At 65.4% G+C, this 23,362-nt stretch carries 19 protein-coding genes and 2 tRNA genes; 3 read left to right on the top strand and 18 right to left on the bottom strand.

Annotation, left to right across the window (positions count from 1 at the left end; all coding sequences use genetic code 11):
- Positions 1 to 111: 111 nt before the first annotated feature.
- The 13 genes from CXQ89_RS11445 to CXQ89_RS11505 form a co-directional block, all read right to left on the bottom strand.
- Positions 112 to 187 (bottom strand) — tRNA-Ala (locus CXQ89_RS11445).
- A gap of 73 nt (positions 188 to 260) precedes the next feature.
- Positions 261 to 336, bottom strand: a tRNA-Ala gene (locus tag CXQ89_RS11450).
- Between the two features lie 150 nt (positions 337 to 486).
- On the bottom strand, positions 487 to 1,170 hold the full coding sequence (locus CXQ89_RS11455; RefSeq protein WP_104161297.1) for a histidine phosphatase family protein: 684 nt from the start codon (positions 1,168 to 1,170) through the stop codon (positions 487 to 489).
- A 9-nt stretch (positions 1,171 to 1,179) separates the two neighbouring features.
- Positions 1,180 to 1,587 (bottom strand): ribosome silencing factor, encoded by a 408-nt coding sequence (rsfS, locus tag CXQ89_RS11460; protein WP_104053925.1) that lies wholly within the window; start codon positions 1,585 to 1,587, stop codon positions 1,180 to 1,182.
- Positions 1,588 to 1,606: 19 nt separating this feature from the next.
- On the bottom strand, positions 1,607 to 2,785 hold the full coding sequence (locus CXQ89_RS11465) for a hypothetical protein (protein ID WP_104161298.1): 1,179 nt from the start codon (positions 2,783 to 2,785) through the stop codon (positions 1,607 to 1,609).
- Positions 2,786 to 2,809: 24 nt separating this feature from the next.
- Complete coding sequence (gene nadD, locus CXQ89_RS11470) at positions 2,810 to 3,412, bottom strand: nicotinate-nucleotide adenylyltransferase (RefSeq protein WP_237685347.1); 603 nt, start codon at positions 3,410 to 3,412, stop codon at positions 2,810 to 2,812.
- 85 nt (positions 3,413 to 3,497) lie between these two features.
- Positions 3,498 to 3,737 carry a hypothetical protein gene (locus CXQ89_RS11475; RefSeq protein WP_104053922.1) on the bottom strand — a complete coding sequence of 80 codons (240 nt, stop codon included), beginning with the start codon at positions 3,735 to 3,737 and terminating at the stop codon, positions 3,498 to 3,500.
- Between the two features lie 153 nt (positions 3,738 to 3,890).
- Positions 3,891 to 5,255: a glutamate-5-semialdehyde dehydrogenase gene (locus tag CXQ89_RS11480; protein ID WP_104053921.1), complete on the bottom strand. Its 1,365-nt coding sequence runs from the start codon at positions 5,253 to 5,255 to the stop codon at positions 3,891 to 3,893.
- Positions 5,252 to 6,532 (bottom strand): glutamate 5-kinase, encoded by a 1,281-nt coding sequence (gene proB / locus CXQ89_RS11485; protein WP_104161300.1) that lies wholly within the window; start codon positions 6,530 to 6,532, stop codon positions 5,252 to 5,254. The genes CXQ89_RS11480 and proB overlap by 4 nt, the downstream gene beginning before the upstream one ends.
- A gap of 51 nt (positions 6,533 to 6,583) precedes the next feature.
- Positions 6,584 to 8,158, bottom strand: a complete 1,575-nt coding sequence (gene obgE, locus CXQ89_RS11490) for a GTPase ObgE (protein ID WP_104161301.1) — start codon at positions 8,156 to 8,158, stop codon at positions 6,584 to 6,586.
- Positions 8,159 to 8,264: 106 nt separating this feature from the next.
- The gene (gene rpmA / locus CXQ89_RS11495) at positions 8,265 to 8,528 is read right to left on the bottom strand and encodes a 50S ribosomal protein L27 (RefSeq protein ID WP_104053918.1); all 264 of its coding nucleotides are present in this window, start codon (positions 8,526 to 8,528) and stop codon (positions 8,265 to 8,267) included.
- A 90-nt stretch (positions 8,529 to 8,618) separates the two neighbouring features.
- Complete coding sequence (gene rplU / locus CXQ89_RS11500; protein WP_104053917.1) at positions 8,619 to 8,930, bottom strand: 50S ribosomal protein L21; 312 nt, start codon at positions 8,928 to 8,930, stop codon at positions 8,619 to 8,621.
- A 326-nt stretch (positions 8,931 to 9,256) separates the two neighbouring features.
- Positions 9,257 to 12,781: an Rne/Rng family ribonuclease gene (locus CXQ89_RS11505; protein WP_104161302.1), complete on the bottom strand. Its 3,525-nt coding sequence runs from the start codon at positions 12,779 to 12,781 to the stop codon at positions 9,257 to 9,259.
- Between the two features lie 504 nt (positions 12,782 to 13,285).
- Between CXQ89_RS11505 and CXQ89_RS11510 the strand changes: the two genes are divergently transcribed.
- On the top strand, positions 13,286 to 13,828 hold the full coding sequence (locus tag CXQ89_RS11510; protein ID WP_104054787.1) for a vitamin K epoxide reductase family protein: 543 nt from the start codon (positions 13,286 to 13,288) through the stop codon (positions 13,826 to 13,828).
- 63 nt (positions 13,829 to 13,891) lie between these two features.
- Here the strand turns inward: CXQ89_RS11510 and CXQ89_RS11515 are convergent, their stop codons facing one another.
- Positions 13,892 to 14,527 carry a hypothetical protein gene (locus CXQ89_RS11515; protein WP_104053915.1) on the bottom strand — a complete coding sequence of 212 codons (636 nt, stop codon included), beginning with the start codon at positions 14,525 to 14,527 and terminating at the stop codon, positions 13,892 to 13,894.
- 99 nt (positions 14,528 to 14,626) lie between these two features.
- Here CXQ89_RS11515 and CXQ89_RS11520 point away from each other — a divergent pair, with 99 nt between their 5' ends.
- Together CXQ89_RS11520 and mgtE are read left to right on the top strand one after the other, a co-directional pair.
- Positions 14,627 to 15,769 (top strand): SDR family oxidoreductase, encoded by a 1,143-nt coding sequence (locus CXQ89_RS11520; RefSeq protein ID WP_104161303.1) that lies wholly within the window; start codon positions 14,627 to 14,629, stop codon positions 15,767 to 15,769.
- A gap of 329 nt (positions 15,770 to 16,098) precedes the next feature.
- Entirely contained in the window at positions 16,099 to 17,445 is a 1,347-nt protein-coding gene (gene mgtE / locus CXQ89_RS11525) for a magnesium transporter (protein WP_104161304.1), read from the top strand.
- A gap of 115 nt (positions 17,446 to 17,560) precedes the next feature.
- Here the strand turns inward: mgtE and ndk are convergent, their stop codons facing one another.
- The 4 genes from ndk to ileS are packed head-to-tail and all read right to left on the bottom strand — an operon-like array spanning position 17,561 to position 23,187.
- Positions 17,561 to 17,980 carry a nucleoside-diphosphate kinase gene (ndk, locus tag CXQ89_RS11530; protein ID WP_104053912.1) on the bottom strand — a complete coding sequence of 140 codons (420 nt, stop codon included), beginning with the start codon at positions 17,978 to 17,980 and terminating at the stop codon, positions 17,561 to 17,563.
- Between the two features lie 40 nt (positions 17,981 to 18,020).
- Positions 18,021 to 18,494 carry a DUF4233 domain-containing protein gene (locus CXQ89_RS11535; protein ID WP_104161305.1) on the bottom strand — a complete coding sequence of 158 codons (474 nt, stop codon included), beginning with the start codon at positions 18,492 to 18,494 and terminating at the stop codon, positions 18,021 to 18,023.
- A gap of 5 nt (positions 18,495 to 18,499) precedes the next feature.
- Positions 18,500 to 19,879, bottom strand: coding sequence for a folylpolyglutamate synthase/dihydrofolate synthase family protein (locus tag CXQ89_RS11540; protein ID WP_258060055.1), 1,380 nt, complete (start codon positions 19,877 to 19,879; stop codon positions 18,500 to 18,502).
- Positions 19,879 to 23,187: an isoleucine--tRNA ligase gene (gene ileS / locus CXQ89_RS11545; protein ID WP_104161306.1), complete on the bottom strand. Its 3,309-nt coding sequence runs from the start codon at positions 23,185 to 23,187 to the stop codon at positions 19,879 to 19,881. The genes CXQ89_RS11540 and ileS overlap by 1 nt, the downstream gene beginning before the upstream one ends.
- Positions 23,188 to 23,362 lie beyond the last annotated feature (175 nt).

Genomic DNA, 23,362 nt, shown 5'->3' on the forward strand with positions numbered 1-23,362 from the left:
GCATCCGGGCAGTTCACCCATCCCTGCATCCTGCCACGGAGGCGGTGCGGGCGGACAGTCCGTCAACAAAAAATGTCCCGCTGTTAGGCGGGACATTTTTTATTAAAGTTTTGGTGGAGCTGAGGGGATTCGAACCCCTGACCCCCTGCATGCCATGCAGGTGCGCTACCAGCTGCGCCACAGCCCCAAAACAAGTGATTATCCGGTGACTTCTTCTCTACCGGGTTTCCACCGCAAATCCTTCGATTTCCCGAAGAGTTTGGTGGAGCTGAGGGGATTCGAACCCCTGACCCCCTGCATGCCATGCAGGTGCGCTACCAGCTGCGCCACAGCCCCAATAATCTATTTCAACTATGCCCGAACCCTTGGAATTTGTATCCCCCGGGCCGAAGCAACTCCTCTACTTTAGTACAGAAATAACAGAGTGCAAAATCGAACTACACCAGTGAAATTCGTGTCCTGCTGCGGACGTGTCCGTCCGGCGGACTAGCCTTCCAGCGGGCCGCTGGGGAGAGAATCGAGTCCCACATTGTGCTGGGCCAGATTCCAGCGCACACCGCCCCCGGAGACATCGCGTTCCTCCAGCACCGACCAGTGGCAGTTGGATACTCCGCTGATGACCGTCCATGAGTTCGTGGGCAGACCCAGCAACGCGCAGATACCGGCGCGAATGGCGCCTCCGTGGCTGACCGCCACCAGGGTTCCGCCCGGTGCCAACGCATCGGCGGCCTCTGTGACGGCTTCGGCTACCCGCCGCCCCACATCGACCCGGCTTTCGCCGCCGCCGGCCCGCACGTCACCGCTGCCGGCAGACCAGCCGGCCTGTTCCTCGGGAAACTTGGCGGAAATGTCTGCGAAGAGCATGCCCTCCCATGCTCCTGCGAAGGTTTCCCGCAGCCGGGGGTCTGTGTCCACAGGTTTGCCGGTGACCGTCCCCAGAGCCTGCGCGGTTACCAGTGCACGGCGCAGGTCCGAGGAAATAACGACGTCGGGATGCAGGTGCGCCAGCACAGCGGCTGCTTCCACGGCCTGATGGGCGCCGGAAGGATCCAAGGCGATGTCCTGCTGGCCCTGGAACCTGCCCGCACGGTTCCATTCCGTCCGTCCGTGCCGCCAAAAGACAACTCGCCTGCCGGTACGGGCCGGATCCCAGGCCGCGGAAGAAGTCACGGCCGGGTGTTATTCGGCATCCGGCACGGCGGGTGCGGAAGCAGCCGGAGCAGTCTGGTTTTTGATCTGCAGGTCAACTGCCGGGCAGTCTTTCCAGAGGCGTTCCAGCGCGTAGAAGACACGGTCTTCCTCGTGCTGGACGTGCACCACAACGTTGGCATAGTCCAGCAGGACCCAGCGGCCTTCGCTGCGCCCCTCGCGGCGCACCGGCTTCAGGTTCTTCTTGGCCAGCTCCTCTTCAATGCCGTCCACGATGGCGTTAACCTGGCGCTCATTGGAGGCAGAGGCAATCAGGAACACGTCCGTGATGGCCAGGCGTTCGCTGACGTCGATGGCAACGATGTCGTTAGCCAGCTTTTCGGAGGCTGCCTGGGCTGCCACCCGTGCGATGTCGATGGATGATTCGGTGGCGCTCAAAGTGTCTCCTTGTATAACGTCAGCTGCCAAAGCCGCCGACGATCATTGCTACTGAAATGATCAGGGCAAGAATGCCCAGACCACCAACTCCCAGCGATACAAAACGCAGTCGCCGGGTGCGGCCGAGTCCGGCCGTCTTTACGTCCAACGGGTCAAGCCCGAAAGCGCTTCGTGCACCGACGGGCTTGGCGCCGTCAGCAGGATTAAGTGGCGCGTTGACCAGGGCATCAGCCCGGGCCAGAATGCGCGAATGCCGTACATCGGCGGAAGCCGGAGTCCGGCGAACCTCGAAGCGTTTGTCTCCGCCGCGGGGAGAGGCCTGAGGCGGTGCGGGGACCGTCTTGCCGGCCTGCTTCGGCGTGGTGGAAGTGACAACAGGCACGTGCGAGGTGGGCGGGCGCCGCATGACCGGCCGGTCCACGCCCGGAACCTTGACGAATTCCAGCGGGGTGACCATCGCCAGGTTGTGGGCGGTGGAGGGATCATTGGCGGACGGCTTGCGCTGCTCGTTCTCCTGCGAGATGCGCTGCATGTTCTGCGTGCGCCGGTTCAGGACCGCCGCGCGCTCCGCCAGTGCCTTCTGCTGGGCCAGCAGCTCAAGATCCACGGCGGTGGGATCCTTCTCCTGAATGGCCTCCATGGCTGCCACTTGGTTCCGGGCCTGCGCCTGCAGCGCTTCCCGCGCCACCAGCGCCTGTTCCACCGTCATGCCGGCAATATCCGCATTGGGATCGGCACTCTTGGGACCGCTGCCGCCAGCCGACGCGGCTGCGGCAGGTTTCCCTTCCGATCCCGAATCCTGCGCCGGTGTGCCTTGCGGCGGAGTATCCTGCTGGGCGCGGCGGCGCCGGTCACGGCGTCCGCCTTCCCGGACCGGAGGCAGCGCTGCGGGCGGTGCGTCCACAACAGCGGCGGCGTCGGCGTCGCCGGAAGGCTTGGAGGGAACCGGTTTGGGGGCGGGGTCGACTCCGGCCCGCTGCTGCTGCATCAACCTCAGCTGGCGCCGGGTCGGCGGATTCGCCGAGTCATCCGGGCGCGGCTGCTTGTCGGCCAGGGCTTTGTACGCACGCAGGGCCTCACGGTCCCTGGCCCGCTGCTGGGACTCCCTTTCGCGGGGCCCTACGGGGGCGTCCACCGGTACGTCAGCCGCGCGGCGGCTGCGCCGCGGTGCGTCTGCGGACTCTGGACCGTTAGTCATTTCCTACCCATCCGGTTTCTTTGATTAAGCTACTGGCTCTGAGGTTGCGGGCTCTTTGGCATGCTGGGATTCAGCGGCGTAGAGCCCGTGCTTGGCGATGTACTGCACCACTCCGTCCGGCACCAGGTACCAGACGGGTTCTCCATCGGCCACCCGCTCCCGGCAATCTGTCGAGGAGATGGCCATGGCCGGCACCTCAAGCAGGCTGACATCATCCCGGCCCATGTTTTCCAGCACATGTCCCGGACGGGTCACACCCACGAAGTGGGCCAGGGACCACAGCTCCTGGATGTCTTTCCAGGAGAGGATCTGTGCCATGGCATCCGCACCCGTAATGAAGAACAGTTCCGCATCAGGGCGCGACTCCCGCAGGTCCCGCAGCGTGTCGATGGTGTAGGTCGGTCCGGGACGGTCAATGTCCACGCGGCTGACCGTAAAACGGGGATTGGATGCCGTTGCAATGACGGTCATCAGGTACCGGTGCTCCGGCGGACTGACTTCCCGTGCCGACTTGTGCCACGGTTCCCCGGTGGGCACAAAGACAACTTCGTCCAGACCAAAAACTGAGGCCACTTCACTGGCCGCCACAAGGTGACCGTGGTGGATGGGATCAAACGTCCCGCCCATAACGCCCAGCCGGACCCGCCGGCCTGCGTGTTCCTGCTCCGGCTGTGCCGTCGGCAGGTACGTTTCCTGTGATCCCACTGGGGAATCAGCCCTCGATACCCTGGCCGTGGTCGTGCTTGTTCGGGAACTGACGCTGGGGATCAACGTGCTCGGGGGTTGCGTCGTGACGCTGTCCCACGCTCTGGAAAGAGATGGTTGCGAACATCAGCACCAGGAAGACGCCCATAATAATGGCGCCGTACATGATCGGGTCCATCGGAATGGAGACGTGGTGTTCGGCCGTCTCGCTGGCAGCAAGTACGGCACTGGAAAGCTGGGTCAGCATGAATCTCCCCTAGAGAGCTATGAGTAGTTGAGCCCGCCGGCCGCAGCAGACGGAGTAGTGGTTTCCAACAAGTCTACGCGTAAGCGCGGGTGACCCGCACCCGGCGGGGTCCGGGGCGCAATGCGCGCACGCCGGACCCGCTGCGGCTGCGCTTCAGATCCGGATTTGGCCGTCGCCCTGGACGATCCATTTGGTGGTGGTCAGTTCCCGCAGCCCCATCGGGCCGCGGGCATGCATCTTCTGCGTGGAGATGCCCACTTCGGCGCCCAGCCCAAGTTCCCCGCCGTCGGTGAAGCGGGTGGAGGCATTGACGATCACCGCCGCGGAGTCGATCTCCGCGATGAAGCGTTCGGCATTGGCAAGGTCATTGGTGATAATCGCCTCCGTGTGGCCGGTGGTCCAGCGGCGGATGTGGGCCAGCGCTTCATCCATGTCATCAACCATGGCCACTGCGAGGTCCAGGTCCATGTACTCACGGCCCCAGTCGTCATCGACAGCCGGCTGCGCATCGACACCGGTCGGCAGCATCGCCCGAACCCTTTCATCGGCATGGAGCCGTACGCCAGCCGCAGCCAGTGCCGCCAGGACGTCCCCGGCGGCAGCCGCATCGCGGTGCACGAGGAGGGTTTCCACCGTGTTGCAGACGCTGGGCCGCTGGGTCTTGGCGTTGAGCAGGATGTCCACGGCCATCTCCACCGGGGCGCTGTGGTCCAAATAGATGTGGACGTTGCCCTCCCCTGTTTCGATCACCGGCACGGCAGCGTTGGCGACCACGGTCTGGATGAGGTCGCGTCCCCCGCGCGGAATCAGCACATCAACTTTTCCGCGCGCCTTCATCAGGACATTGGCGCCGGCCCGCCCGTACGCGTCGACGCTCTGCACGGCGTCCGCCGGGAGCCCGACGGCCTCCAGGGAGTCGCGGATAATATCCACGAGCACGGCGTTGGTGTTTTCCGCCGCGCTGCCGCCGCGGAGCAGGACGGCGTTGCCGCTCTTCAGTGCCAGCCCGGCAATATCCACGGTCACGTTGGGGCGGGCTTCGTAGATGGCTGCCACCACCCCCATGGGAACGTGCACTTGGCGCAGCCGCAGCCCGTTGGGCAGGGTCTGCCCGCGCGCCACCGAGCCCACCGGGTCCGGCAGGCCGGCCAGCATCTGCAGGGCGGCCGCCAGGCCGTCAATCCGTTCCGGCGTCAGGGTCAGCCGGTCCAGGAGTGCCTCGGAGGTTCCCTTTTCCTTCCCGGCGGCAACGTCTTTCGCGTTGGCAGCCAGCACCAGGTCCCGTTTGGCAACAATGTTCCTGCTGATCTCCTGCAGGCCAAGGTCCTTCCAGGCGCGGTTCGCCCGGGCCAGGCGCCGGGCCGCAATTCGGGCCCGGTCGGCCGCTGCGTGGACGCCTGCCTCGACGTCTTCGGCTGCAGTTCGGGAACCGGATTCCTCCGGTGTTCCGGATCCGGCCTGTTCGCTTTCGGCTGTTACATCTTCGACGGTGTCGGAATGTGCATTCACGGTGCTCATCCTCCCAGTGTATTGGCGGACTCGGGGCTGGCAACGGCGGATCCGGGCGCCGCGGACGCACCGGACGGCGGTCCGGGAGGCGGTCCGGGAGGCGCTCCCCCGGATTTGTGGTCCTGCAGGATGACCAGGTCATTCACGTGCACCACGGCGCGTTCGAAGCTGCGCCCCAGTTCCTTGGACAGTTCACGGGTGGACCGTCCAAGCATCTGCGGCAGCTCATCGGACGCGTAGTTGGTCAGGCCGTGGGCAATAACGTTTCCGGCCGGGTCGGAAATGGCCACCGGATCGCCCGGCTCGAAGTGTCCCGTCACGGCGGTGATGCCCGCCGCCAGCAGCGACCGGCGGCGGTCCGCAACAGCCTTGGCGGCGCCGTCGTCCACCACCAGCGTGCCCTGGATCCGGGCTACGTGCGCCAGCCAGAGCAGCCGGACCGGCTGGCGGCGGCCGCGGCCCACAAACCAGGTGCCCACGTCCTCGCCTGCCAGGGCAGCTGCGGCATTGGCCGTGGACGTCACCAGCGCGGGAATGCCTGACTGGGCCGAGATGGTGGCGGCTTCCACTTTGGTGGCCATCCCGCCGGTGCCCACACCGGCTTTGCCGACCTTGCCGATCCGGACGTCTTCCAGGTCCTGCATGCCGGTGACCTGCGGTATGCGCACGGCGCCTTCGGAGGGCGGCCCGTCATAGAGCGCATCGACGTCGGAGAGCAGGATCAGCGCGTCGGCTTTCACGAGGTGGGCAACAAGGGCAGCCAGACGGTCATTGTCGCCAAAACGGATTTCGTGGCTGGCGACGGTGTCATTTTCATTCACGATGGGCACGACGCCGAAGTTCAGCAGCCGTTCCATGGCGCGGTTGGCGTTGGCGTGGGTGGTGCGTCGCATCAGGTCCTCAACGGTGAGGAGGACCTGGCTGACGGTGACGCCGTGGCGTCCGAAGGCTTCCGTGTAACGGGCCATCAGCAGTCCCTGTCCCACGGAGGCAGCAGCCTGCTGGGAGGACAGCTGCGTGGGGCGCTTGGCCAGTCCCAGCGGCGCCAGTCCGGCGGAGATGGCGCCGGAGGACACCAGGATGATTTCGGTGCCCGCTGCCCGCCGGACCGCCAGGACATCCGCCAACGCGGTGAGGGCTTCATCGGAAATGCCGCCGGCAACGGTGGTGAGGGAAGACGAGCCCACCTTGACGACGATGCGCTGAGCCCGGGCGAGCCCGGAGCGGGAGCGAAGCGCCCGTTTGGGCGCAGGAACAGAGGTCGGGGATGCTGTGTGTTCAGTCATGTCCCCACCACTTTATGCATATCCTGCGCCCAACCGGGCAGTGTGAAGCCGCTATTCGCCGTCTTTGGGAGCTGCCGGCGGATTGTGCTTATAGTTCACCGATTCGGTCCAGATGCCGGCTTTGCGCTCGGCTTCGAGCTCGGCCCGCGCCGCCGCCCGTGCATCCCGGCGTGCCTGGTGGTCTTCCTTCTTTTCCTCGCGGGTGGGACGGGAGAACTCCTCGATGCGGATGTCAGATCCGCGCGGGGAGGCTGCCAGCAGTTCGGCGCCGCCGATCATGGTCGGTTCCCAGTCGAAGACGACGCCGTCGCCCTCGCCGATCACCACGGCATCGCCGGGCTTGGCACCGGCCTTGAAGAGCTTGTCTTCCACGCCGAGCTTGGCCAGGCGGTCGGCCAGGTAGCCCACTGCCTCGTCGTTGGTGAAGTCGGTCTGCTGCACCCAGCGAACCGGCTTGTCACCCAGGACACGGAAGAGCGGTTGCAGATTGCGCTCTTCCTTGCGGATGGTGAAGCCGCCCTTGGCGTCGGCGTTCCGGACCCGCAGCGTGGGGGTCTTGACCCGGGGCGGCGCGCTTTCAACGGAGGCACGGGCGTCACGGACAATTTCTGCCATGGCGTAGCCCAGGGCCTTGAGGCCCTCGTGGCTGGAGGCCGAGACTTCGAAGACGCGGTAGCCGCGCTTCTCCAGTTCCGGGCGCACGAATTCGGCCATGTCGCGGCCGTCGGGGACGTCCACCTTGTTCAGGGCGACAAGCCGAGGGCGCTCGTTCAGCGGAACGACGTCGCCGTCGGTGCCGGCGAAGCTCATGTCCACGGCGTACTTCTCGAGCTCTTTTTCGATGATGTCCAGGTCGCCCAGCGGATCGCGGTCCGTTTCCAGCGCGGCACAGTCCAGGACGTGCACCAGCGCGGCGCAGCGTTCAACATGGCGCAGGAAGTTGTGGCCCAGGCCCTTGCCTTCGGAGGCGCCCTCGATGAGGCCCGGAACGTCGGCCACGGTGAAGCGGACGTCGCCGGCCTGCACCACGCCCAGGTTCGGCACCAGGGTGGTGAAGGGGTAGTCGGCAATCTTCGGCCGGGCCGCGGACATGGCGGCGATCAGCGAGGACTTGCCGGCCGACGGGAAGCCCACCAGCGCGATGTCGGCAATGGACTTCAGTTCAAGGACGATGTCCCGCTCGTCACCGGGCACACCCAGCAGTGCGAAACCCGGAGCCTTGCGCTTCTGGGAGGACAAAGAGGAGTTGCCCAGCCCGCCCTGGCCGCCGGCGGCGGCAATGTACTCGGCGCCTTCACCCACGAGGTCGGCGAGGACTTCGCCGTCCTTGTTCTTGACGACGGTGCCGTCCGGAACGGGCAGGATGAGGGTCTCGCCGGTCTTGCCGTTGCGCCAGTCGCCCATGCCGTTGCCGCCGTTGGTGGCGTGGCGGTGCGGGAGGTGGTGGTAGTCGAGCAGGGTGGTGGAGCTGGAGTCAACGCGCAGGATGACGTCGCCGCCGTCGCCGCCGTTGCCGCCGTCGGGTCCGCCCAGGGGCTTGAACTTTTCACGCTTGACGGACACGCAACCATGGCCGCCTGTACCGCCCGAAACATGCAGCACTACGCGGTCTACAAAGCTGGCCATGGTTCTCCTTCAAAGGAACTACTTGATCATGCCAATTCTACTTGGCTTAAAAGACGACGGGGCGGGCCATCAGGCCCGCCCCGTCGGAAAAGCTAATTGCCGGTGATTACTCGGCGGCTGCAGCAGCCACGATGTTCACGACGCGGCGGCCGCGACGGCTGCCGAATTCAACTGCGCCTGCTTCGAGGGCGAACAGTGTGTCGTCGCCTCCGCGGCCAACGCCCTCGCCCGGGTGGAAGTGGGTGCCACGCTGGCGGACGATGATTTCGCCTGCCTTAACAACCTGGCCGCCGAAACGCTTTACGCCGAGGTACTGGGCGTTGGAGTCGCGACCGTTGCGAGTGGAACTCGCACCTTTCTTATGTGCCATTTTCTACTGCCTGCCTTTGCTAACTGATTATGAAACTCAGGGGCGGGATGCTTCCCGCGTTCCCGGCTCCTGGTGGAGCCGGCACGAGAATCAGGAGTTGATGGACGTAACCTTGACCTTGGTCAGCGAGGAGCGGTAGCCCTGACGCTTCTTGTAGCCGGTCTTGTTCTTGAACTTCTGGATGACAATCTTCGGACCCCGAAAATTCTCAACGATCTCTGCCGTCACGGTGACCTTGGCCAGGTCCTGTGCGGAAGAGGTGACCTGGTCGCCATCAACCAATAGCAGGGCGGGCAGCTCAAATGTGCTGCCGGCTCCACCGGGGACGCGGTCCAGGGTTACGAGGTCTCCAACGGAAACCTTTTCTTGGCGGCCGCCAGCGCGGACAATCGCGTACACCACTTGGGAACTCACTTCTCTCGACGTTAATACTTGGATGCGCATTTGGCTGGGCTCAAATTGCCCGCCTTGCGCCATGCAGTCACGCCCTGTACCGAAAACGGTTTCGAAGGCGTTCGCACCGAAGTTCAAGGTTACGCTACGCAACCGATAACCCGCAAATGCTGGGCTTCCAGGCGCGCCGCCTCTTCGGACGTCACTGCTCTCGTTCTACTTTATAGCATTTCGCGCTGCACCGTGTCCCCCGGGCAAAGAAGGAGGCGGCCACCCCCTTTGATGGGGATGGCCGCCTCCGTTGCGCTGTTCAGTTCAGAGCGCCGCTCAGCTTCTTAGAGTTCCGAAGCAGGGACACCAACGCCCAGGATCACCGGCGCGCTGCTACCGCTCTCGCGGCGCTTTTCCTGCTTCTGGACCGCGGCGGGAGCAACGGTGCGGCGCACAGCCACCGGAGCGGCAGGCACAGCGGATGCTGTGTCGCCGGTCTGGATGGCGTCCGCCCCTGAGGCACCCTGGGGGCTGCCGGCAGCACGACGACGGCGCGGAGTCCGCACGGGCGCTGAAACTGCAACCGGTGCAGCAGATGACTCCGGCGCCTCTGTCCGGGCCGGAGCGGCAGCTGGCGCCCGGGCGGGCATTTCAGCGGCGGCGGGAGCCTGAACGTTCCGCGCGGCAGCACTGCTTCGGCGGGACCGGCGCGGCGGCCGTGCCGGCGTATCCTGTGCAGGCTTCTCCTCCGCCTCGCGGTTTTCCTCCGGTGCCGCCGCCGCAGCTACCTCATTGAAGGCCTCAGTGAGGCTTTCAAGGGTGAACCGGGACTCTTCCCGGGCCGGCTGGCGCCGGTCCCGGCGCGGAACCACCACGGTCTCGCCCTGAATGTTCAGGACGGCGCCGGCAACAGACTCGGGGACCCCGGCGTCGGCGGACGCGGCCGCCGGCTCCGACCCGGGTTGTTCCGGGCGATTCCGGTCTGCGGCCTTCTCCCCCGACTCGACGGTGTCATGGGCTGCAGCGGTGGCGGCAGCGATCGTAGCCAGGGCGGCGCGGGCGGCCTCGGCCTTGGCCTTGGCCTGGCGCTCGGCTTCGCTCTGACCGGATTCCACCGTCTTGGCCGGCTCCTCGGCCGGCGCTGCAGCGTTGTGCTGCTGCGGAGCGCCGGAGCCGCGGCTGCGGTTGCGCTTGCGGTCCCCGCGGGACTGCTTCTCCTGCTTCAGGTGCTGCTGGTGGTTGTCCTCGGACACCGCATGAGCCACCACGCTGTTTGCGGGGTTGCCGTTGTAGCTGGTGCTGCGGCGGTGCTCCACGGGAATGTCGTGCGTGATGACACCGCGGCCGGCACATGCCTCGCACTCTTCACCGAAGACTTCGAGCAGGCCGGTGCCCATGCGCTTGCGGGTCATCTGGACCAGCCCAAGGGAGGTTACCTCAGCAACCTGATGCTTGGTCCGGTCCCGGCCCAGGCACTCCACGAGCCGGCGCAGGACCAGGTCCCGGTTGGCTTCAAGGACCATGTCAATGAAGTCGATGACAATGATGCCGCCGATATCGCGCAGGCGCAGCTGCCGGACAACTTCCTCGGCCGCTTCCAGGTTGTTCTTGGTGACGGTTTCTTCGAGGTTGCCGCCGGTGCCGGTGAACTTGCCGGTGTTGACGTCCACCACGGTCATGGCTTCGGTGCGGTCGATCACCAGGGAGCCGCCCGAAGGAAGGAACACCTTGCGGTCCAGCGCCTTGGCGATCTGCTCGTCAATGCGGCTGGCGGCGAAGATGTCTTCGTCCTTGGTCCATTTCTCCAGCCGGCCCACCAGGTCCGGTGCCACGTAGGTGACGTAGGCCTCGATGGTGTCCCAGGCTTCCTCGCCCGAAACGATCAGCTTGGAGAAGTCTTCGTTGAAGACGTCGCGGACCACCTTGATGGTCAGGTCCGGCTCACCGTACAGGAGCTCAGGTGCCAGGGTCTTGGTGGACTTGGCCTTGGCTTCGATGTTCTCCCACTGCGCGCGGAGCCGGTTGATGTCATTCATCAGCTCCTCTTCGGACGCGCCTTCAGCGGCCGTGCGCACAATGACGCCGGCATCCTGGGGGAGGTGGTCCTTGAGGATCTTCTTCAGCCGGTTGCGTTCAACGTCGGGCAGCTTGCGGGATATGCCCGTCATCGAGCCGCCCGGCACGTACACGAGGTAGCGGCCAGGCAGGGAGATCTGGCTGGTCAGGCGGGCGCCCTTGTGGCCCACCGGGTCCTTGGTGACCTGGACCAGGACGGAGTCGCCGGACTTCAGCGCGAGCTCAATGCGGCGCGGCTGGCCATCCAAGCCGGCGGCGTCCCAGTTGACTTCACCGGCGTACAGCACGGCGTTGCGGCCGCGTCCAATGTCCACGAAGGCGGCTTCCATGCTGGGCAGCACGTTCTGGACCTTGCCGACGTAGACGTTGCCGATCAGGGAGTCCTGCTGCGTGTTGGAGACAAAGTGCTCGGCGAGGACGCCGTCTTCGAGGACGCCGATCTGGATCCGTTCGTCGCGCTGGCGGACAATCATCTGCCGGTCAACGGACTCGCGGCGGGCCAGGAACTCCGCCTCGGTAATTACGTGGCGGCGGCGGCCCGACTCGCGGGACTCGCGGCGGCGCTGCTTCTTGGCTTCGAGGCGGGTGGAACCCTTGACGCTGGTCACCCGGTCGGAAACAGGAGCATCGGCGTGGGCGCGCGGTGCCCGGACCCGGGTTACCGTGTTGGGCGGATCATCGTCGGTCCCGCCGGTGAGCTCAAGATCAGCGTCCCCGCGGCGGCGCCGGCGGCGACGGCGGGAGGTGACACCTTCAGCGGCGTCCGGGGCGGCGGCTGCCTCTTCCGGGGAAGCCCCGGTTTCGGATTCACCCTCAGTTGCAGCGGCTTGGGAAGATTCACTGCGGGTACGGCTGCGTCCGCGCCGGCTGCGGCGGCGGCTGCGGTTATCCTCGGAATCCTCATCGGCTTCGGCACTCTCCTCGGCGGCGTGCGCCGGGACCGGACGGACAACACTCAGGTCCGGTGCATGGAACAGGGGCAGCGCCGGAATCGCGAACGGATTCAGGCTGGAGGGAGCATCCTCTTCTTCGGCTTTCGCTTCCTGCTGCTCCACCGTTCCGGCCGGGGCTGCTTCAGCGGCCGCGGTCCCCTCGCGAGACAGGGTCTGCGCGGCGGCAGCGGAGGCAACCGTGTCATCCGCTGCGGCGTCGGCGGCAGGCACGTCGGCCGGCGCACCCCCGGCGGATTCCACCGGTGTTTCGGCAGCCTTTGCGGGGCGGCGGCGGGCACGGGTCTTGGGTGCTGCCTTGACCTCGGGAGCGCCGGCCGGGGTTTCCTCGGACGGAGCAGATTCAGCGGCCGGCGCGGATTCAGCAGCCGGAACATCCGCCGCTGCGGTCTCAGTCACCGGCTTCTTGGCGGGGGCACGACGACGACGCACGGCTTTAACGGGCGCTTCGACAGCAGGCGCGGCCTCTGCGGCGGCAGGCTCAGTTCCCGCAGCGGTCTCAACGGTGCCGGTCTTTTCGGCTGCCGGCTCTGCAGTGACTTCAGCAGCAGCGGCGGGGGCTTCCCCTGCCGGAACCGTCTTGCGGCGCGGGGCCCGCACGCGCTTGGGCTTCTCGGCGGCAGGTTCGGCCGCCGCAGTATCCGCAGAATCCGCGGCTACCGGACTATCCTTGGCACTTTCCTTGGCTGCCTCATCGGCAGCGGGTGCAGAAGCAGCCACCGACTTGCGGCGGCTGCGGGTGGCACGTTTTGCCGGTTCCTTAACCTGGGACGCATCTGCCGCAGGTGCGGATTCGATGCTGCTTTCATTTGCTGCTAGGTCATTATTCAGTGCATCACTCATAAAAAACTTCGCTCCGGCCCCTGCGGCACTGGCCACATTCCAATGCCCAGCGGGCAATGTGTCGGCTGTGCGGCGCATCAGTTGCTGCCGCCAGCCGGAAGTCGTCTGGATGTCATCCGAGGTCGCGCCATCTGTAGGGCGCGGTATCACTCGAAGACCAGCGGCGCTTTTCCTGCTACTCGCGGCACGTTCACGACGTTGCCGCTGCGGGTAGGTCTTATCGGCGGATTCCCTGGTTCCCATCCGGATTGATGGGCGAACTGCTTGGGAAGCGTCACCGACAGAACCGGAAGCCTGTCGCTGGACCGGTGCCGGAATGTGGTTCCGCCATCAGCCAAAGCCATTATCTCACACGGCCGTCTTTTTGGCCCGCAACAACGCATAGACTCATTCCGTATCGCCACCAGCCAAAAGGAGTTCTTCGTGCCTTCCAGCGCAGCCCATCAGCAAGCCATCCGCCGGGCCCCGGAGCAGCAGGGTGCGGAGCGCGGTTTTGCGTGGATCATGCTCGTGACCGGAGTCGTCGGCTGGCTGGCCTCGGGCGTCCTCGTCCTGGAACGGCTGCGTGTCTTTGCCGACGCCAATTACATCACCAGCTGCGACATCAATCCCTGGGTTTCCTGCGGCACCGTCTTCAAAACCTGGCAGGCGGCCATCTTCGGATTCCCCAATCCGCTGATCGGCATCGTGGCCTTCGCAGTGATCATCACGTCCGCCATGGGAATGCTGGCCGGAGCCAGGTACGCCCGCTGGTACTGGCTCGGTATGCAGGCCGGGGTGACGCTGGGCATGGTGTTTGTCGTGTGGCTGTGGAGCCAGGCACTGTTCGACATTTACGTACTCTGCATTTACTGCATTGTTGTGTGGGCCGCCATGATTCCGCTCTTCGTCTTCACTACCGTGCGCAATCTTGCCCACGGCGTTATTCCTGCCCCGGCAGGCCTGGTGAAGTTCCTTTCAGAATGGGCCTGGGTCATTGTGGCTCTCCTGTGGGTGGCCACTGCCGCCTCAATCTTCTTCCGCTTCATGAACTCCTTCATCGGCTAAGCACGGCGGATACCCGCTGGACGTGGGCCCGACCCGCCGGGAGGCTGGTCGGGCCCCGCTTCGTTACTGAGCCGGCATAGCCCAAGCCAGCAGGACAGGAACGTCCTGCCCTGGCCAGGTGGCGGTCAGGGACGGATCGGCCACTGCCTCTCCCCCAAGCTCCAGCACCCGCACCACGGACAGGTCCCAGTCCCCGGCCCGGATGCGCGCCACAGTCAGATCGGCCGGACCCGGCTGCGGGCCTTCGGCGAGCTCTTCGCCGCCCGGCAGCCCACTGGCAACCACGCTGACGGACTCCGGAATGTCTTCCCGGACGCCGCCGTTCTCAAAATACTGCGGCGCCTGGCCCTGTCCGGAAAGGATCGACGCCGTCAGCGCCTGAGCGTAGGCGGGATCCCCGCAGGCGTCGTAGACCCACCGTGTGCCCAGCACCGAATGTTCCATGGTGGTAATCAGGTGTTTCTCAGCACCTTCCAGCGGAGCTCCGCGGTAGGTGAGCGGAACCTGCACCACATCGGCCCCGACGGCGACAAGGTGGGTCTCAATACCCACCTCGCCGTCCGGGTCATCGAAGCGGAACGAGCCGACGCGCTCTATGGGCAGCTGCCCCACGCGGGGAAACCACGACCGCGTGGGCAGCCAGGAGGCAAGAAGTTCCATTTTGTCCGGGTGCAATTCTGCGTGATAGATGAGTGCCATGGGCCCAGCCTAGGGGCATTGGGCTCCGGCGTCAGGAATTTCCCCGGGCGGTGCCCGGTTGTCGCCTCTAAGCACTACCCCCAAGTCTTCAGGAGAACCATGCTTCGAGAAACCCCCGCGCCCCGGCCTAACGGCGCTGTCCCTACTGCACTGGTGGCCGGAGCGACCGGAATTGCCGGCGCCGCCATCGTTGACCTGCTTGTCAACCAGGGCTGGACCGTCCTGGCACTGTCACGCAAGGGAGGCGCCCCCGATCCGGCGCGTCCCGGCGTCGTACCCGTTGCCGCGGACCTGACCAGCGCCGAAAGCCTCACTGCCGCGCTGGCAGACAAGAGTCCGACGCATGTCTTCTTCACCTCCTGGTCCCGCCAGGAAACCGAAGTGGAGAACATTGCGGTCAACTCCGCCATGGTGCGCAATCTCCTCACGGCGCTGGAGCACGCACCGCTGGAACACGTGGCCCTGATGACCGGACTCAAGCACTACATGGGCCCCTTCGAGGCCTACGGCGAAGGTCCCATGCCGGACACTCCGTTCTCCGAGGATGAACCTCGGCTTCCGGTGGACAACTTCTATTACGCCCAGGAAGACGAGCTGATGGCGGCCGCGCAGCGGCAGGGTTTCGCCTGGTCCGTGCACCGGGCACACACCGTCATTGGCTTCGCCGTCGGCAACGCCATGAACATGGGCCAGACGCTGGCTGCGCAGGCGACGCTGTGCCGCGAACTCGGGCTGCCGTTTGTTTTCCCGGGCTCGGAAACCCAGTGGAATTCGGTAACCGACATGACCGATGCCGGCCTGCTGGCCGAGCACATGCTGTGGGCCGCAACCGCCCCGAACACCGCCAACGAAGCGTTCAACGTGGTCAACGGCGATGTGTTCCGCTGGCGTTCCCTGTGGCCGCGCCTGGCGGAGCATTTCGGCGTGGAACCGGTCGGATTCGACACCAAGCCGCGCCCCCTCGAAGAGCAGATGGCGGACATGGACGAGGCGTGGGAAAAGCTGGCCGCCCGCCACGGCCTGGCTGAACCGAACCTCGCCCGGCTGGCAACCTGGTGGCACACCGACGCCGATCTGGGCCGGAACATCGAGGTTCTCACCGACATGAGCAAGAGCCGCCTGGCAGGCTTCACCGGATACCGCCGCACCGAAGATGCCTTCAAGGACCTCTTCGCCAGGCTGCAGTCCGAACGCCTGATCCCTTGGGTCCGCCAGCAAGGTCCCGGAGAAATCCAGGGGTAAGGTGTCCTCCCGCACCATCGGGCGGGTCAACGCCGCATCTGGAGTAGGATCGGAGCACAACCCGGGTTTGATGTGCTGCTTTGGCGCGTCCACCCGGCCATGAAGGGTTAGAAGGACAGGAGGTGAACCGCACGCATGGACGACGGACATAGTCGATCCACCGCGCCGCGCGAGCCTCGCCTTCCAATCCGGGTCCCCTAAGCACCTCGACCTGCTCTTTGGGGCGTGAGCTTGTGCGGCAGCGGTATTTCGCATCCCCGCTCATTTTCCCGCACCCGCCGCGGTAATGCCGCTGCCTTTAGGTGTGCCCCACCGGAGGAACCCGGACCATGATTAAGTCCCCCACCCTGACTTTTGATGCACGCGCCGAACTGCTGGCCGACGCCCTGGACAAAAACAGCCTGCCCGATGTTGCCCGCGCCTTGGACCGGCTGAGCGTGGCAGAGACCATGGAGCAGCTCGAACGGCTGAACAGCATTGACCGGGCGCTTGCCTTCCGCACACTGCCCAAGGGGCGGGCCCTGGAGGTCTTCGAGAGACTCGATGCCCTGCTCCAGGCGGACCTCGTGGCGGGGCTGCAGGACGCGCAGGTGGCCGAGGTCTTTGCCGGGCTGAGCCCCGATGACCGGGTGGCGCTGCTCGATGAGCTGCCCGCGTCAGTGGCGAAGCGCCTGCTGCTGGGACTCAGCGACAAGGACCGTGCACTCACGAACACCGTGCTCGGCTACCCGCAGGGTGCAGTGGGTCGCTATATGAGCCCGCAGTTTGTCACGGCCCGCCCCTGGTTCACCGCCGCCCAGACAATGGCCCGCGTCCGGGCCCAACTGGATGATGCCGAAAGCATCTACACGATTCCGGTTGTCGACGAGGGCCGTCGCCTGGTGGGTGTGGTCTCCCTGCGGGATGTGTTGCGCGCCGCGGAATCAGACCCTGTGGCGAGCCTGATGAAGGACCCGCTGTCCGCCCCCGCCACCCTGGATGCAGAGGAAGCGGCCAGGTACTGCGCCGACGCGAAAGTCCTGGTGCTCCCGATTGTCGACGCCGAAACCCGGCTTGTGGGAATTCTGACCGTGGACGACGCCCTGGGCATTCTGGAGGACGCTGAAAGCGAGGATGCGGCCCGGGCCGGCGGCGCCGAACCGCTGCGCCGGCCCTACCTCGCGACCCCGGTGCGCAGTATCGTGCGTGCGCGCGTGGTCTGGCTGCTGGTGCTGGCATTGGGTGCAACATTGACGGTCCAGGTCATGGGCGCTCTGGCCGAGCAGGTGGTGCTGTCCCTCTTCATCCCCCTGCTGATAGGCACTGGCGGAAACACCGGAAACCAGGCAGCGACCACCATTACCCGCGCCCTGGCGCTGGGTGACGTCCGGCCGAGGGACGTCTTCAAGGTCCTGGCCCGGGAGCTGCGGGTGGGTGCCTGGCTGGGTATCTTGCTGGGCGGGCTGGGCTTCGTGCTTGCCTCCATCCTGTTCACCGTGCCGCTGGGCCTGGTGATTGGCCTGACGCTGCTGGGGGTCTGCACCATGGCTGCCGGCGTTGGAGGGCTGATGCCGCTGCTGGGCAAAGCGCTCAAGGTGGATCCGGCAGTGTTTTCGAATCCTTTTATTTCGACCTTTGTGGATGCAACGGGCTTGATCATCTATTTCCTGATCGCGTCCTCGGTTCTGGGGCTCTAGCCGGCCGGCCGTCCCTGTCCTCCGCTGGAGTGCCCGTCCCCCGTAAAGCGGCGAGGGCCTGGCCACGGATCCGTTCCGTGGTCAGGCCCTCGCGGCTTTACGCTTCTTGAGCGGGTTATTTGCCGAACCAGATGCCGATTTCGCGTTCTGCGGACTCGGGGGAATCCGAACCGTGGACCAGGTTCTGCTGAACTGCTGTGCCCCAGTCGCGGCCAAAGTCGCCGCGGATGGTGCCCGGAGCCGCCGTCGTCGGATCGGTGGTGCCCGCCAGGGAGCGGAAGCCCTCGATGACGCGTTCGCCTTCGAAGATGGCCGCCACAATGGGGCCGCTGAGCATGAACTCGACCAGCGGTTCGTAGAACGGCTTGCCTTCGTGCTCGGCGTAGTGCTCTTCGAGCACCTCGCGGGTGGCGTTCACCTTCTTCAGTTCAGCCAGGGTGTAGCCCTTGGCTTCCACGCGGGCCAGGATTGCGCCGGAGAGATTCCGCTTCACGCCGTCGGGTTTGATCAGTACAAGTGTGCGTTCGGTGCTCACGGTAAATCTCCTTGCGAAGTAGCGGTTTTCGAGTCTAAGCCTAGTCGGTGACGGCTGTGCCGGCAGCGCCCGTGTCCTCCAGGCCTTCGGGATGGGCCTTTTCCCATTCCTCCTGCTCGCGGTCCCGCTGCCGGTTCTCCCGGTCCAGGCGCATGCCGGTCTTCAGTCCGTACCACCAGGTCGCGGCAAAGATCGCTCCAATCAGGAACATCATCGGTTCCAGGAAACCGGTGGCGATGATGACCAGCTGCAGGATCCAGCCAATGACCGGACCAGCCGGCTTGGACAGAATTGCGCAGGTACCAATCAATGCCGCAAAGAGCACCAATCCGCCGGTGAGGATGATGGCGGGAGACAGGACGTCGCGCTGCAGGCCGAACACGGCGAGCGTCGCAAAGAGCACCAGGAACGCTTCCAGAACCAGGACGGTCGAGGCGAACATGATGCGGATGGAACGCCGTTTCTTGGGCATTCCCGGGCGCCACTCGCGCTGCGCCTTGGTGAGTTTTGCCATGGTGATTACTTTCCGAGAAGGGTGCGCGCTTCGGCCACCAGGGTAATGGAGCCGATAATGAGCACGCCGCCGGCCAGGTCATTGTTTTCCTCGGCCTTGGCCACCGCCCATTCAATGGCATTGTCCAAGCCGGGTTCCACCTGCAGGTCTTCGTCGGCAAAGCCGGCGTCGACGGCGTCCTGGACCAGGTCTTCAGCTGAAAGGGCGCGCGGCGAGCTGGACTGCGTAAGGCAGACGCCGGCGATTTGGTCGCCCAGGGTCTCCCTCAGTTCCGTAAGGATTCCCACGGAATCCTTTTCGGCAAGGATGCCGACCACCAGCACCAGTGAGGTGAAGCTGAAAGCTTCCAGTACCGCTTCGGCCGATGCCTTGGCACCGGCGGGGTTGTGCGCGGCGTCCACCACGATGGTGGGCGCGGTGCGCACCACTTCGAGGCGGCCGGGAGAGGAGACGGTGGAGAACCCGGTGCGGAGCAGTTCCACATCCAGTTCCTTGGTTCCGCCGCCAATGAAGGCCTCCAGCGCAGCCACGGCGACGGCGGCGTTTTCCGCCTGGTGCTTACCGTGCAGCGGCAGGAGCAGTTCCTCGTAGCGCCCGGCAAGTCCGGCGATGGTGAGCATCTGCCCGCCGACCGCCATCACACGGGACTCGACACCGAATTCGACGCCCTCGAAGCGGTACGGGACGCCCACTTCGCGGGCCTTTTCCAGCAGGACCTGTGCAGCTTCCATCGGCTGGGCGGCACTGATCAGGAAGCCGCCCTCCTTGATGATGCCGGCCTTTTCCATCGCAATGTCAGCGACGTCGTCGCCCAGCAGTTCGGTGTGGTCCAGGGAGATGGGCGTGACGACGGCAACGGAGCCGTCGCCCACGTTGGTGGCGTCGGTGATGCCGCCCAGGCCCACTTCAATGACCGCCACGTCCACGGGTTCGTCGGCGAAGACCGCGAACGCGAGGATGGTGACAGCTTCAAAGTAGGTCAGGCGCGGTTCCCCGGCGGCCTCGAGTTCGCCGTCGACAATGTCCAGGTAGGGGTGGATTTCGTCCCAGATCCGGACAAACGTCTCGTCGGAGACAGGTTCGCCGTCAATGCTGATCCGCTCGGTGACCTTGCTCAGGTGCGGGCTGGTGTACCGGCCGGTGCGCAGCCCGTAGGCCCGCAGCCCGGCCTCGATCATCCGCGCGGTGGAGGTCTTGCCGTTGGTTCCGGTGATGTGGATGATCGGGAACGCCTTGTTCGGCTCCCCCAGCACCTCCATCGCACGGAACAGCGGCGCCATGCGCGGCTCCATCTTGTTCTCGGGGGCGCGGCTCAGCAGCTCGGCGTAAACGCTTTCGACGGAAAAACCGTCGATTGCCCCGGAGGGCCCGTCGGACATGCTCATTAGATCTTCTCCACTGTGACGGTGAATTCTTCGGCGTCGTCGGCAAGATCGACGGCGGTGACCATCAGCTGGTCGGTCAGGGTTTCTGACTTGATCAACTCCGCGTTGGCCTCAAGGGCCGCAGCGGCGGTCGGTGAGGTTTTCACCTCGGTGCGAATGTGGTCGCTGATGTGCAGGTCCGCGTCACGGCGGGCCTGCTGGATGGCACGGATGCCGTCGCGGGCGGTGCCCTCGGCGGCCAGCGCCGTCGTGACCTCGGTGTTCAGCACCAGGAAGCCGCCGCCGGGCAGCACGGAGACAGCCTTGGAGGATTCGCCGTCGGCGGTTTCCACCACTGTTTCCAGTGTGTATTCCTGCGGCTGCAGTTCCAGGCCGCCCGCGGTGACCGTGCCGGCGTCGTCCACCGACCAGTCCCCTGACTTGGAGGCCTTGATTGCGGTCTGGACGTTCTTGCCCAGTCGGGGACCTGCGGCGCGGGCGTTGACCACGAGCTTCTGCGTGATGCCGAACTCAGCCGGATCAGCGGCAGCGGCTTCCATCAGCCGGACGGACTTCAGGTTCAGTTCATCGGCGATGATCGCCGCGAACTGGCCCTGCAGCGACTCGGCATCGGGCGCGACGACGGTCAGTTCGGACAGCGGCAGCCGCACCCGAAGGTTGGCGGCCTTACGCAGGGATGAGCCCACCGAGGCGATCCGGCGGGTACGGTCCATCCGGTCCACCAGGGCGGGATCCTGCGGGAACAGCTCAGCGTCGGGCCAGTCGGTCAGGTGCACGGAGCGCCCGCCGGTGAGTCCGCGCCAGATCTCCTCGGAGACCAGCGGCAGCAGCGGAGCGGCCACCCGGCAGACCGTTTCCAGGCAGGTGTACAGCACGTCAAACGCCTGGGTGTCTTCATCGAAGAACCGGGTGCGGCTGCGGCGGATGTACCAGTTGGTCAGCGTGTCCATGTACTGGCGCAGCGTTTCGCAGGCCTCGGACACGTCGTAGCTGTCCAGCTCGGAGGTCATGGTCCGCACCAGGTCACCGGTGGCGGCCAGCATGTAGTTGTCCAGCGGTTCGGTGGACTCGTAGCGCGTCTTCGCCTCGTAGCCGTTGCCGTTGTTCGCGGCGTTGGTATAGAGCGTGAAGAAGTGCCACACGTTCCACAGCGGCAGGATGACCTGGCGGACGCCTTCGCGGATGCCCTGTTCGGTGACGATCAGGTTTCCGCCGCGCAGGATGGGCGAGGCCATGAGGAACCAGCGCATGGCGTCGGAGCCGTCGCGGTCCAGGACCTCGGAAACGTCCGGGTAGTTGCGCAGGGACTTGGACATCTTCTGCCCGTCGGAGCCCAGCACGATGCCGTGGCTGATGACGTTGCGGAAGGCCGGGCGGTCAAAGAGGGCGGTAGCCAGGACGTGCAGCGTGTAGAACCAGCCGCGGGTCTGGCCGATGTATTCCACGATGAAGTCGCCCGGGTTGTGGTGCTCAAACCAGTCGGCGTTCTCGTGCGGGTAGTGCACCTGGGCGTACGGCATGGAGCCGGAGTCGAACCAGACGTCCAGGACGTCTTCGACACGGCGCATGGTGGACTGGCCCTCTTCGGGGGTCCGCGGATCGTCCGGGTTCGGGCGCGTCAGTTCGTCGATGAAGGGGCGGTGCAGGTCCGGCTCGCCGGCATGGTTCAGCGGCAGCCGGCCAAAATCGGCCTTGAGCTCTTCCAGCGAACCATAGACGTCGGTGCGCGGGTAGTTGGGATCATCGGAAACCCAGACCGGGATGGGGCTGCCCCAATAGCGGTTGCGGCTGATGGACCAGTCGCGGGCGTTCTCCAGCCACTTGCCGAACTGGCCGTCCTTGACGTTTTCCGGGATCCAGTTGATCTGCTGGTTCAGTTCGACCATGCGGTCCTTGATCTTGGTGACCTCCACGAACCAGGAGGAAACAGCCTTGTAGATCAGCGGGTTCCGGCAGCGCCAGCAGTGCGGGTAGCTGTGCTCGTAGCTGGCCTGGCGCAGCAGGCGTCCGTCGGCGCGCAGCACGCGGGTGATGAGCTTGTTGGCATCAAAAACCTGCAGTCCGGCAATGTCGGACAGCGGGCCGTCGGCGAACATGGGCAGGAACTTGCCGCCCTCGTCCACGGACAGGATCACAGGGATGCCGTTGGCTTCGCAGATCTTCTGGTCATCTTCACCGTAGGCCGGAGCCTGGTGCACAATGCCGGTGCCGTCGGTGGTGGTGACGTAGTCGGCCACGACAATCCGCCAGGCGTTCTGCGTGCCCCACTTCTCGGTGTCCGTGTAGTAGTTCCACAGCGGTTCGTAGGCCAGTCCGGCCAGCTCGCTGCCCAGGTGCACGGAGGTGACGGCCGCGCGGGCGGCGTCGGCGTCGTCGTACCCCAGGTCCTTGGCGTACGCACCCACGAGGTCTTCGGCCAGCAGGTAGCGGGCCTCCGGGTTGTCCTGCGGCGTGCCGTTGGGTCCGGCGGGCACAACGGCGTAACGGACCGAGGGCCCGACGGCGAGGGCCATGTTGGTGGGCAGCGTCCACGGCGTGGTGGTCCAGGCGATGGCGAGGACGCCGTCGAGCTCCGCGGAGAGTGCGTTGTCGCCGGCAGTGATGGGGAAGGTGACCGTGACGGTCTGGTCCTGCCGGTCCTTGTAGACGTCGTCATCCATGCGCAGCTCATGGTTGGACAACGGGGTCTCGTCCTTCCAGCAGTACGGGAGCACCCGGAAACCGCTGTAGGTCAGGCCCTTCTCGTGGAGGGTCTTGAAGGCCCAGATGACCGACTCCATGTACTCGACGTTGAGCGTCTTGTAGTCGTTCTCGAAGTCCACCCAGCGGGCCTGGCGGGTGACGTAGTCCTTCCACTCACCGGCGTACTCCATCACGGAGGCACGGCAGGCGTCGTTGAACTTGTCGATGCCCATCTTTTCGATCTGGACCTTGTCGGACATGCCCAGCTGCTTCATGGCTTCAAGCTCGGCGGGCAGGCCGTGGGTGTCCCAGCCGAAACGGCGTTCCACGCGGCGGCCGCGCTGGGTCTGGTAGCGGGCCACCAGGTCCTTGACGTAACCGGTGAGCAGGTGGCCGTAGTGCGGCAGGCCGTTGGCGAAGGGCGGGCCGTCATAGAAGACAAACTCGTTGGAGCCGTCCTTGCCGGCGGACCGGGCGTCAATGGAGGCCTGGAAGGTGCCGTCCTCGTCCCAGTACTTCAGAACCAGTTCTTCAAGTTCCGGAAACTTGGGGGAAGACGGGGCGGCGTTCTCTGCCGGGGCGGCGGCCGTAGTGGCCTTGGGATAGATAGAGGGCATATTCGTCATCCTGATAGCGGCAAGTAAATCTGGCTGTAAAAAACAGGATGCGAGGGCGGAGTTTTTGCCGGCTCAAAGCCGGCGGAACCCGCGGTACCACCTCGCTTGCCGCCGTCATCGTCCGCGCTGTGCTGTTAATCTTCAGTGCACCGCGCCGCCGATTCGGGCTGCCGCTCGTTGACTG

The organism is Arthrobacter sp. ZGTC212, from assembly GCF_002929255.1.
Classification (GTDB): domain Bacteria; phylum Actinomycetota; class Actinomycetes; order Actinomycetales; family Micrococcaceae; genus Arthrobacter_B; species Arthrobacter_B sunyaminii.

Excerpts from the sequence above, each read along its gene's own strand:
- rpmA (WP_104053918.1), bottom strand. The coding sequence starts at position 8,528 with ATGGCACATAAGAAAGGTGCGAGTTCCACTCGCAACGGTCGCGACTCC.
- CXQ89_RS11535 (WP_104161305.1), bottom strand. The coding sequence starts at position 18,494 with ATGGCAAAACTCACCAAGGCGCAGCGCGAGTGGCGCCCGGGAATGCCC.
- CXQ89_RS11510 (WP_104054787.1), top strand. The coding sequence starts at position 13,286 with ATGCTCGTGACCGGAGTCGTCGGCTGGCTGGCCTCGGGCGTCCTCGTC.
- proB (WP_104161300.1), bottom strand. The coding sequence starts at position 6,532 with ATGACTGAACACACAGCATCCCCGACCTCTGTTCCTGCGCCCAAACGG.
- CXQ89_RS11480 (WP_104053921.1), bottom strand. The coding sequence starts at position 5,255 with ATGAGCACCGTGAATGCACATTCCGACACCGTCGAAGATGTAACAGCC.
- nadD (WP_237685347.1), bottom strand. The coding sequence starts at position 3,412 with ATGGGCGGGACGTTTGATCCCATCCACCACGGTCACCTTGTGGCGGCC.
- CXQ89_RS11515 (WP_104053915.1), bottom strand. The coding sequence starts at position 14,527 with ATGGCACTCATCTATCACGCAGAATTGCACCCGGACAAAATGGAACTT.
- CXQ89_RS11505 (WP_104161302.1), bottom strand. The coding sequence starts at position 12,781 with ATGAGTGATGCACTGAATAATGACCTAGCAGCAAATGAAAGCAGCATC.
- CXQ89_RS11520 (WP_104161303.1), top strand. The coding sequence starts at position 14,627 with ATGCTTCGAGAAACCCCCGCGCCCCGGCCTAACGGCGCTGTCCCTACT.
- CXQ89_RS11540 (WP_258060055.1), bottom strand. The coding sequence starts at position 19,879 with ATGAGCATGTCCGACGGGCCCTCCGGGGCAATCGACGGTTTTTCCGTC.
- obgE (WP_104161301.1), bottom strand. The coding sequence starts at position 8,158 with ATGGCCAGCTTTGTAGACCGCGTAGTGCTGCATGTTTCGGGCGGTACA.
- CXQ89_RS11465 (WP_104161298.1), bottom strand. The coding sequence starts at position 2,785 with ATGACTAACGGTCCAGAGTCCGCAGACGCACCGCGGCGCAGCCGCCGC.
- ileS (WP_104161306.1), bottom strand. The coding sequence starts at position 23,187 with ATGACGAATATGCCCTCTATCTATCCCAAGGCCACTACGGCCGCCGCC.
- mgtE (WP_104161304.1), top strand. The coding sequence starts at position 16,099 with ATGATTAAGTCCCCCACCCTGACTTTTGATGCACGCGCCGAACTGCTG.
- CXQ89_RS11475 (WP_104053922.1), bottom strand. The coding sequence starts at position 3,737 with ATGCTGACCCAGCTTTCCAGTGCCGTACTTGCTGCCAGCGAGACGGCC.